At 55.8% G+C, this 9,110-nt stretch carries 10 protein-coding genes; 3 read left to right on the top strand and 7 right to left on the bottom strand.

Translation table 11 applies throughout. From position 1 onward, the window contains the following. Together AB7S84_RS06380 and AB7S84_RS06375 are read right to left on the bottom strand one after the other, a co-directional pair. On the bottom strand, positions 1-322 hold a 322-nt coding region (locus AB7S84_RS06380), incomplete at its 3' end, for an NADH-quinone oxidoreductase subunit B (protein WP_428153508.1). Beyond that, the gene (locus AB7S84_RS06375) at positions 301-705 is read right to left on the bottom strand and encodes an NADH-quinone oxidoreductase subunit A (RefSeq protein WP_020876425.1); all 405 of its coding nucleotides are present in this window, start codon (positions 703-705) and stop codon (positions 301-303) included. The genes AB7S84_RS06375 and AB7S84_RS06380, both read right to left, overlap by 22 nt. 710 nt (positions 706-1,415) lie before the next feature. Between AB7S84_RS06375 and AB7S84_RS06370 the strand changes: the two genes are divergently transcribed. Both AB7S84_RS06370 and AB7S84_RS06365 read left to right on the top strand, forming a co-directional pair. Next, complete coding sequence (locus AB7S84_RS06370; RefSeq protein WP_020876426.1) at positions 1,416-1,787, top strand: hypothetical protein; 372 nt, start codon at positions 1,416-1,418, stop codon at positions 1,785-1,787. Positions 1,788-1,790: 3 nt separating this feature from the next. After that, the gene (locus AB7S84_RS06365; protein WP_327078294.1) at positions 1,791-2,033 is read left to right on the top strand and encodes a YwbE family protein; all 243 of its coding nucleotides are present in this window, start codon (positions 1,791-1,793) and stop codon (positions 2,031-2,033) included. Positions 2,034-2,076: 43 nt separating this feature from the next. On the opposite strand, the gene AB7S84_RS06360 is transcribed toward AB7S84_RS06365, so the two are convergent. Beyond that, positions 2,077-3,810: a PAS domain-containing sensor histidine kinase gene (locus AB7S84_RS06360; protein ID WP_159449701.1), complete on the bottom strand. Its 1,734-nt coding sequence runs from the start codon at positions 3,808-3,810 to the stop codon at positions 2,077-2,079. 63 nt (positions 3,811-3,873) lie between these two features. Continuing rightward, the gene (locus AB7S84_RS06355) at positions 3,874-4,326 is read right to left on the bottom strand and encodes a response regulator (RefSeq protein ID WP_428153504.1); all 453 of its coding nucleotides are present in this window, start codon (positions 4,324-4,326) and stop codon (positions 3,874-3,876) included. Positions 4,327-4,485: 159 nt separating this feature from the next. On the opposite strand from AB7S84_RS06355, the gene AB7S84_RS06350 reads away from it, so the two are divergent. Further along, the gene (locus AB7S84_RS06350; protein WP_020876430.1) at positions 4,486-5,142 is read left to right on the top strand and encodes a response regulator; all 657 of its coding nucleotides are present in this window, start codon (positions 4,486-4,488) and stop codon (positions 5,140-5,142) included. A gap of 8 nt (positions 5,143-5,150) precedes the next feature. Here AB7S84_RS06350 and AB7S84_RS06345 read toward each other — a convergent pair whose 3' ends face one another. From AB7S84_RS06345 to AB7S84_RS06335, 3 genes are all read right to left on the bottom strand, one after another. Further along, entirely contained in the window at positions 5,151-5,444 is a 294-nt protein-coding gene (locus AB7S84_RS06345) for a hypothetical protein (protein ID WP_144016408.1), read from the bottom strand. A gap of 239 nt (positions 5,445-5,683) precedes the next feature. After that, a complete protein-coding gene (locus tag AB7S84_RS06340) occupies positions 5,684-6,520 on the bottom strand; it encodes a universal stress protein (RefSeq protein ID WP_428153501.1) in 837 nt (278 codons plus the stop codon). Further along, the gene (locus tag AB7S84_RS06335) at positions 6,520-8,970 is read right to left on the bottom strand and encodes a Lon protease family protein (protein ID WP_428153499.1); all 2,451 of its coding nucleotides are present in this window, start codon (positions 8,968-8,970) and stop codon (positions 6,520-6,522) included. Before AB7S84_RS06335 ends, AB7S84_RS06340 begins: the two co-directional genes overlap by 1 nt. Positions 8,971-9,110 lie beyond the last annotated feature (140 nt).

Genomic DNA, 9,110 nt, shown 5'->3' with positions numbered 1-9,110 from the left:
CGGTGTTCGAACAGGATCCCATGGAGATGACCCATTTGGGCTCGGGCATCTGCTCATAGAGACGCAGCACCACGGGAGCGATCTTCTTGAAGACGGTGCCCGATACGATGAGAAGATCGGCCTGACGAGGCGAGGGGCGGAAGACCTCGGCGCCGAAACGGGCGATGTCGTAACGGGATGTGATGACCGTCGCCTCCTCTACGAAACAACAGGAAAGACCGAAAAACATGGGCCAGAGGCTTCTCGATCGCGCCCAGTTGATGACGGCATCCGCCGGTCGAAACAGCGGCTCCAGAGCGGCTAGTGTTTTTCCGGACCCCACTCCAGCCCTCCTTTCCGCCAGATATAGATCAGACCCAGCAGCAGAACGATGATGAAAAAGGACATCTGTATCCATCCCGCCCATCCGATGCTTTCACAGGCCGCCGCCCAGGAAAAGATGTAGGCACCCTCGACGTCGAAAATGAGAAAGAAGATCGCCACCAGAAAAAAGGGGACGGGATATCGCAGCCGTGCCGTACCCGTCGGAATGATCCCGCTTTCATAAGGTCTCAATTTTTCGGGGTTGGGACGTTTTTCGCCGAGCCAGGCGGAAATAAACAGCAGCACCGCCACCAGAACCAGAACAGCCGTGCTGAAACAGACAAGGCTGAAAACGCCCGGCGCCCAGGAAGACATCATATCGGAATCTAGAATGGGTTGCATGCGTCCTCCAATAGCCGCCGGACCGGCCGATGATCTTCAGCCGATCCCAAATCAACGAGGGATGGTGGTGCCATGCACGGCATGTATCGTGCGCCATCGCGGGGGACCGCTTCCGGCGACGGTTTTCAATCGGGAAACTTTCCTTAATGAGGTTAAACTTATAAACTGAGGGTCTGCCGATGTCAACCCCTTCTTTTTTCGGCTCAAGCCCCGTTTTCCAAGGCATTATAAGGCTTCAACTTTCGGAAGGCTGAAGAATAGGCTGAAGGCTGAAGGCTGAAGCGGTAAGCCTATGCCGAACTGGACGCTTATCCCCCCTTCAGCCTTCAGCCTACAAAAGCCGATGGGATGAACCTGTGCCGAACGACGCCCTTGTGCCCCTTCAGCCTTCAGTCTTCAGCCTTCAGCCTATATGTTGAATCTTAAATTTCAGGAAGTTGGGTGATATTCGAAAGTCGAGGCCAAAAATAGGTATGGCCAGTCGGCGGATTTGTGTGTATGATCCTTTCAGGCCTTACAGGATCCGGCCGGCGGCGACATCAGGATCCACGGCATCTGAAACGGACCGCTCCGACATCGCCCCCGTTGTCAAAAAACCGGGGACGGGCGTAGGGGTTCGTTGTTTTTTCGCCTCACTTGCGGCAAACCCGGTCATCCCCATGGACGCCGGACGCCGCTATATTTTTTGAAGAAGCACTGGAGATATTACAATGAGCACAACAGAAGCACACGGTATTGATTTTACGGTGGACACCCGGAACCTTTATCGGGAAGAGGCCATCACCGATTTCAAGGTGGCATCCATCCGGAGGCTGGTCCCCATTCACGCGGACGGCACTGAAGATCCCAGCCGCTCCCCAATCTTCATCGGGCATACGGAGCTGATGTCCCCTGAGGGGCCGGTCCCGCTTCAGGCCCGCCTTGAAGCCGACACCTTCAAACAGGCCATGGACGTTTTTCCGGATGCCATGAACCAGGCCCTGGCCGATATGGTCGAACACGTCAAACAGATGCAGCGAGAGCAAATGAACGAAAAGCGGGAAAATCGCATCATCGTTCCCGGCTTTTCGGACGGTCGATAGCGCATGCCGTCACGATCCCCGATGGTTGACGGACATCAGGCGTCCAACCCCGTGGACGGCACCCGCCGCGCCGATATCGCTCCGGGCCGATCGGTCCTGATCGTCCTGAAAAAGGATCAGCGATCCGGAAAACTGACCCGCGGCATCGTGAAGGCGATCCTGACACGATCGGCGACACACCCCCACGGCATCAAGGTGCGCCTCGAAAGCGGCGACGTCGGCAGGGTCAAGGAAATCCTGGATTGACACCATTCCCTAATGATTTTCGCGATATTCTCCCGTAATGACGTTATGGATCTCCTGAAGCTTCGGGCGGATCCAGAGTCCAGGCCGCCCGAATCCGGGTGCCGACACCGGGGGCGGACGACACCTCGAACATTCCCCCGGCATGCTCCGTTCGCTCTTTCATGCTTTCCAGCCCGAGCCCGCCGATGCCCAGATTCCGTTTCTGAATCTCCTGAAGATCAAACCCCCGACCGTTGTCCCGGACGACCAGATCAAGGGTGTTGTCATTCTGCCTCAGCTCAAGACGAACATGGTCGGCACCGCCGTGCTTGACGGCGTTGTTCAGGGACTCCTGAACGATTCGGTAGATCAGGAGTTTCAGGTAGCCGGGTACCGCAGATTCATCCATGTCGACAATCTGGTCGAGGGCGATATTTCTATAAAGCTTTTGAAACTGACGTCCATAGGCCCGTAAGGCCGCCTTGATGCCGAGATCTTCCAGGACCGACGGATGAAGATTTTTGGATATTCTGCGGACTTCGTCTGCGATGGTGTGGATCATCAGAAGGATATCCTCGAGGCAGGTTTTCTTTTCGCAGGGACGTCCATCCATCTCGCCGACTTTTCTCTCCATGGCAAACTGAACGGCGGTAAGAGCGGATCCAACACTGTCGTGAAGCTCCTTGGAGATTCGCTTCCGTTCAGATTCTCCGGCTTCCATCAGCTTAACGGAAAGCGCCCGGAGCTTTCGTTCCGACAGTCTCAGCTCCTCCTCGATTTTTTTCCGCGGCGTAATATCGAAGACCGATCCCAGGATACCATAACGCTTTCCGTGATAATCCTTCATTTTTATCCGGGAGGTCAATCCCCATAGCCGTTCGCCGTTTTTTTTCCGGTATTCCCGAATGACATTTTCGGAAACATCATCCCTTTCGATAAAATTCTTCAGTTCTTCCATCCGGGACAGCATATCGTCTTCCGGCCAGAAGGGATACGGCGGATAGATGTTGATGAGCTCATCCCGGGAGAAGCCCAGCATATCACACAGATGGCTGTTGGCGTGGATCAGACGACCGTTGGTATCGAAAACGCAGATTCCCACAGGTATGCTCTCTTCGATGATGGTGCGGAAATTGAGTTCCGAATCGAGCCGCTCCTCGGTCTGCTTGCGCCACTCGATCTCCTGTTCCAGTTGCATGTTCAGGGCGTTCAACTCCCGTGTGCGCCCGTCAATGCGATCCTCCATTTCCGCTTCGAAGCGCTTCCGGTAGGAGATGTCGATGACGAGGGTCTGGCATTGCGATTCACCCCCGCTGTCGTAACGCAGGCTGATAATCTGCCCGAAAAAGACGGTGCCGTCGGTCTTTCTCATCTCCAGTTCGCAGATCCGACGCCCGCCACCCCCAAATACCCGTTCCAGATGCAGGCGAAAGCGGCGACGATCCCCCGGTCGGATAAAGCGCTCAAACCGCCCCCCGGAAAGGGATCCCTTTTCAGCCTGCAGCAGATCGGCCGCAGCGTGGTTGGCTTCTATGAGTTCACCGTCGGCGGTGAGTGTCATTGCGGCGACGGGTGCATAATCAAACAGGGCGTGATAATGATCTTGAAGCCTTTCGAGCGTCTGATGACGCGCTGTAAGCTCGCTATTCCGGAGTTCCAACTCAATCTGACAAAGCAGGAGTTCACGCTGCACGGCGTCGGAATCCGTCCCTGAATTCCGGGAGGACCATGACAATCGGTCATTCAGGAGTTCTTCGGCGCGTGCTCTGAGCTGATGGGATCGGCTTTTTGAGGTCATCGGCATTTCGCTTCGGCGTGATACATTGGCGTTCTGGTACCTTAACCGACGTCGGCTGAATTATCAATCCAAAAATTCGCCGATAAGCCGGCAGAGTCGATTCAGTTGAATTTTCCCCTTGACAAGAAAAAGATCGGCGCCCAATGCTTCGGCGGCCTCCCGATATTCGGGCAGGGTGTATTGCGTGTGGATGATCACCGGAAGACAAGGATATTGCGCCTTGACTTTCTCCGTCAAAACGAGGCCGCTCTTCCCGGGCAGGTGAATGTCGGTAATAATGACATCCGGGACCGACCTGAAAATACGCGCTACAGCCTCTTCGCAACTCGACGCCGCCACGACGGCGACCCCCGACAGGTTTTCCGCCAGCACCTCGCAGAGCGTTTTTCGAAGCTGATCGTTATCCTCAACGACCAGGATGCATGAAACACCGCTTTCACGTGAAGTCGAACCGGACATCATTGCGCAGCCGCCCTTATGGGTTTTCTGGAATATCTGACTACAGTCTCTTTCCATCCGGCATCTTCAAAACCGAAATTCAACTTTCGACTTTCATGACGATGACCGGAAAGATACGGCCTCTGAAAGTCGAAAGTTGCGTTTTACTTTGCTCGCCGGATTTGCTAAAGCCTCTATATCGTTTTTCTCATTCAAACCGACCACGACGGACTCGAAATGGAAAAAAAGCGCATCATTATCGCTGAAGACAACACGCTTCTCAGAGAAGGCATTCGGCTCATGATTGAGTCCGACGACGCCCTGGAAATCGCCGGAGAGGCCGAAGACGGGCTCTCCGCCGTACGGTGTGTGTCCAAGTGCAGTCATGATCTTGTCCTGCTCGATCTGTCCATGCCGAAAATGAACGGCATCGCCGCCCTCAAAGAGATCAAGCGCCTTTCGCCGAAGACCAAGATACTGGCACTCACCATTCACGACTCGGAAGAATATATCCTCGAGGTCTTTCGCTCGGGGGCGGAAGGGTATTGTCTCAAGGATTCCACCCAGGAGGAACTCCTCAGGGCCATACACGTCGTGCTCTCAGGCAAAAATTTCATCAGCCCGGGTATCGCCGGCAAGGTCCTGGAAGGATACATCGAAAGTCGAAAAACACTCAAGTCCGAAACGCCGTGGGACACGCTGACCCAGCGGGAGCGGGAGGTTCTCAAGCTCGTGGGGGAGGGTTACACGAGCAAGGAGATTGCCCGGTTTCTCTTCATCAGCCCGAAAACGGTTGAAAAGCATCGATCGAACATCATGCAAAAGCTCAATATCCACAACGCGTCGGCCTTGACCGCCTACGCCATCGAAAAAGGGCTGGTGGCCAGGAATTGATGCGGCCCTCATTCCAGCTGCTCCAGCAGAAGCTCGAAAAGCTTTTCGTGGATTTTGTCCCATCCGCCGCTGTCGGCCACCGGAATCGACCCCTCTCCCATGTCGTCAATCTCGCGACAATATGTCATCAGTTCCGGATTGCGGCGGACCAGATCATCCCACAAAGGGCCCGCAGCCGTCGCTTCGGCATTGTCGATCAACCCCTCGGCGACGACGGCGATGGCATCGATTACAAAAACCCGTCCGTCATCGGTGAAGCGAACGGGCGTGTCATCAAGGTAGACCGCGATCGCTTTCATCATTTCCTCCATTTTCAGTCTGCGCCAAAGGCTTCATCCGAATCATGAGGTCGACGACCGGTCTATCTACGCCTCAAGGCATTCAGCGCACCGATCGTCGGAATCCCTTCTCTCAGATACGATTTCATATTAGCGCAGATCTGAAGAGGCTTTCCATGGGGGAATGGATGTATACGATGCGGCTCAGGCTATGTATGAATGCCCCAAACGTCCCTACTCCGCCCGATGTCCCCGTCTCCGACTCATTTCACCACCAGAACCGGCCCATCGAGAGCCTTCACCAGTTCGATCAATTCTTCCGCTTTCGTGCGCCAGCGTTCTCCCGGAAGCAGCAGCGGGCCGCTGCTTTCAAGATTGGCGAAATGGGCAATCACCGCCGGATCTGAGCTGATCAGGAGTCGAAACTTTACCCGGCGCCCCGCAGGCCCCATGGCATCGTCAACCGCCTTTCGGTATTTTTGGGCCTGTTCCTTGGTGTCGGCCAGGAGAAAGACACATACTTCCATCTCGTCGTCCGTCAAAAAAACGGTGACGGCATCCAGGGCTTTCAGGGCGGACGGCGTGCCGTCGTAAATCACCATCGGATGATCGGGCTTGGCCGTCTTCTGGTGAAGAATGAGGGTCAAGCCGCTCCTCCGGGTGATCACTTCTTTCACGGTGGAGCCCAACCGCTTGGATCCCAGAAGCGAGCGCCCTGATCGCCCCATGATAATGAGGTCCGCATCGGTACCCAGTGACAGCAATTCCCGGGCCACGGACCCGCGGATGATGGTAAAGTTCCAGTTCAACTGCCGTTGGGTGGCGATGGCCTCGAGAATTTTCCGCATCCGACCCGCCTGGGCCCGAAGCTGTTCTTCCAACTGATGGGGTTCAACACGGCGAACCTCGGCCCCGAAATATCCGCACTCGCGGGTAAACGGAAACTCCACGGCCCGGATCAGATCGATGTCCTCGATAAACACTCCTGCCAGTTCCGCACCCAGACGCGCGGCCATTTCTGCGGCGATTTTAAGCCCTTCGACGCAGGACGAAGAGGCATCCAACGCCACCAGAATCCGTCGAATGGAAACCTCTTTCATTACGCATCCTCCTTCTTCTCCCCTTGCATTTTTCGTCCAAAAGCGATTCGTTTTTCAGCCATCTCCTTCAACCGCGCATGGACCTTGCCGTTTACACTTTCGGCAGGATAGTTGCCCTCGGCGTCGGCGGTGCCGGCAGAAATGCCCGTCAGGATTTCGATGCCCTGGTCTATGGTTTTCACGGCATAGATCCGGAATTTCCCATCCGCCGCAGCATCGATCACATCCCGCCGCAGCATGAGGTGATCCACGTTGGATGACGGGATCAGAACACCCTGGTCTCCCGTGAGCCCCCTCGATCGGCAGACGTCGAAAAAGCCTTCGATCTTCTCGTTGACGCCCCCGATGGGTTGAATGATCCCGTGTTGATTCACGGAGCCCGTCACCGCCAGGGATTGCTTGATGGGCACGTCGGCGATGGCCGACAGGAGCGCATACAACTCCGCCGACGACGCGCTGTCCCCTTCCACACCACTGTAGGACTGTTCGAAAACGAGGCTTGCGGAAAGGGAAAGGGGGTGATCCACGGCGAAGCGACCGTTGAGAAAACCCGCCAGAATCAGGACCCCCTTGGAATGGATGGGACCGCCCATAGCCACTTCCCTTTCGATATCCACGACGTCGCCCTTGCCCAGGTGTATCCGGGCGGTGATCCGGCTGGGCCGTCCAAAAGCGAAATCCCCCAGTTGGATCACCGACAGTCCGTTGACTTGCCCCACCTTGTCTCCCGTGCTGTCGATGAGAACGATATCCCGCTGGATCTGCTCATGCACCATCTCCCGGAGGCGATCCGAACGATGGATGGCCGTATCGACGGCCTTCTGGACTTCGGCGGCGCCGACCGTCCCGCTGCCGTTCTTGCCGGCCCAATAATCCGCCTCTTTCAACAGATCGCAGATCACGCGCATCAGAACGGAAAGCTTCCGACCGTCCTCCACCATTCGAGATCCCTGCTCGATGATCCGGGCCACGCCGGTCCGATCGAAGGGGCGCAGCCTGTGCTTTCGGGCCATGGTGGCGATCAGGCGTGTGTAGGATTGCTCGTTTTCAGGCGTCCGATCCATACGATAATCGAAATCGGCGGCCACCTTGAAGAGTTCTCCGAATTCCGGATCATAATGGCGTATCAGGTAATAGAGCATGGGGCTGCCCAGAAGGACCACCTTGACATTCAGCGGCAGGGGTTGGGGCTCGAGGGATACGGTGGAAATAAATCCGTACATCTGACCGAGGGATTCGATTCGGATTTCACGGGTTTTCAAGGCTTGTTTGAGCCCTTCCCATGCAAAGGGCTGCTGAAGCAGCTTCAAGCCGTCGAGAATCAGATAGCCGCCGCTGGCTTTGTGCAGCGCCCCGGGTCGGATCATATTGAAATCGGTCACCAGCGCACCCATGTGGGCCATGTGCTCCACGCGTCCCACGAGATTCTGATAGGACGGGTTCTGCTCGAAAACGACGGGGGCACCCTCCGATCCGCTGTTTTCCACCAGAATGTTCAATTTGTAACGCCTCAGCGCCGGGTTTTCTCCCCGTCCGTCCGGGCCGACCGTGCCGGACGACGGCACCGGCATCGATGCCTCCTCCTTCTGCTGTCCCGCATCGGGCTGAAAAAAGTTCCGCACGTTTCGAATGATGTCCTTTTCAACAGCATCCAGATAACTCAGAACATCCGCGATATCCTCGTATTTCCGACGAAGTTCGTCGATGACCGGCCCGACGGTGAATCCCGTGATCTCCCGGTTGAGGTTGCGCCGTTTTTCCCGCATCTTCCGCTCCCACTGAGGGATCTTCTGAAAGATCTTCATGGCCTCCTGCTGAAGTTCCTCGGCCTTTTCCTCGATCTTTTTCCGCTCGGCATCGGGTAACTTCTTGAACTCGTCCGGCGGCATCACTTCTCCGTCGCGAACCGGAGCGAAGACAAGACCCGCAGGGGTTCTCAGCGGGGCGAGATTGTAAGCTTCACCTTTTTTCTGCAGCTCACCGAAAGCCTTCTCCTGCTGTTCCTGAAGCTCCTGACTGATGCTCTGCTGGCGGTTCTGATACTCTTCGCTTTCAAAGGCGGCGCGAAGGGCGTTTCGAACCTCCTCCACCAGCTGCTCCATGTCCCGGGCAAGGCTCTTGCCTTTTCCCGGCGGAATGACCAGATGTCTGGGCTTGTGGGCTTCATCAAAATTGTAGACATAACAGATGTCCGGAGGCACATCCTCTTTAGAAGCCCGAAGCCGCAGCAATTCGCGGATAAGGGATAATTTTCCGGTTGCCGGATCGCCCAGGGCGAAAACATTGTAGCCGTCATGTCGAATATCGACGCCGAAATGGATAGCGTCAACGGCTCGTGACTGGCCAATGAACTCGCTGAGGTTCTCCAGTTCGTCCGTCGTTTTGAAAGCAAATTGTTCGGGATCACAGCGATGGTAGAGTTTTTCCAACGCAACGGGTTCTATGCTCATTACATCTCCCTTTCTCCGCTCAAACGGGTTTCAATCAGAGGTTCAGAATAGAGGCGACCGGCCCGTCGGTATGCACATGAAAAGCGGCGTTCCCATCCCCCTCCTGTCTTCAGGCCCTTTACATCGATATCACGAAAGTC

Origin of the sequence: Desulfococcus sp. (assembly GCF_050178255.1) — a bacterium.
Lineage (GTDB): Bacteria > Desulfobacterota > Desulfobacteria > Desulfobacterales > Desulfococcaceae > Desulfococcus > Desulfococcus multivorans.
The sequence above is the reverse complement of the archived record's forward strand: the minus strand, read 5'-3'. Positions and strand labels throughout refer to the sequence as shown.

Bases quoted from the DNA above. Each gene is read 5' to 3' on its own strand.
- AB7S84_RS06345 (WP_144016408.1), bottom strand. From the start codon at position 5,444: ATGATGAAAGCGATCGCGGTCTACCTTGATGACACGCCCGTTCGCTTC.
- AB7S84_RS06365 (WP_327078294.1), top strand. From the start codon at position 1,791: ATGCCGTCACGATCCCCGATGGTTGACGGACATCAGGCGTCCAACCCC.
- AB7S84_RS06340 (WP_428153501.1), bottom strand. From the start codon at position 6,520: ATGAAAGAGGTTTCCATTCGACGGATTCTGGTGGCGTTGGATGCCTCT.
- AB7S84_RS06335 (WP_428153499.1), bottom strand. From the start codon at position 8,970: ATGAGCATAGAACCCGTTGCGTTGGAAAAACTCTACCATCGCTGTGAT.
- AB7S84_RS06375 (WP_020876425.1), bottom strand. From the start codon at position 705: ATGCAACCCATTCTAGATTCCGATATGATGTCTTCCTGGGCGCCGGGC.
- AB7S84_RS06350 (WP_020876430.1), top strand. From the start codon at position 4,486: ATGGAAAAAAAGCGCATCATTATCGCTGAAGACAACACGCTTCTCAGA.
- AB7S84_RS06360 (WP_159449701.1), bottom strand. From the start codon at position 3,810: ATGACCTCAAAAAGCCGATCCCATCAGCTCAGAGCACGCGCCGAAGAA.
- AB7S84_RS06370 (WP_020876426.1), top strand. From the start codon at position 1,416: ATGAGCACAACAGAAGCACACGGTATTGATTTTACGGTGGACACCCGG.
- AB7S84_RS06355 (WP_428153504.1), bottom strand. From the start codon at position 4,326: ATGGAAAGAGACTGTAGTCAGATATTCCAGAAAACCCATAAGGGCGGC.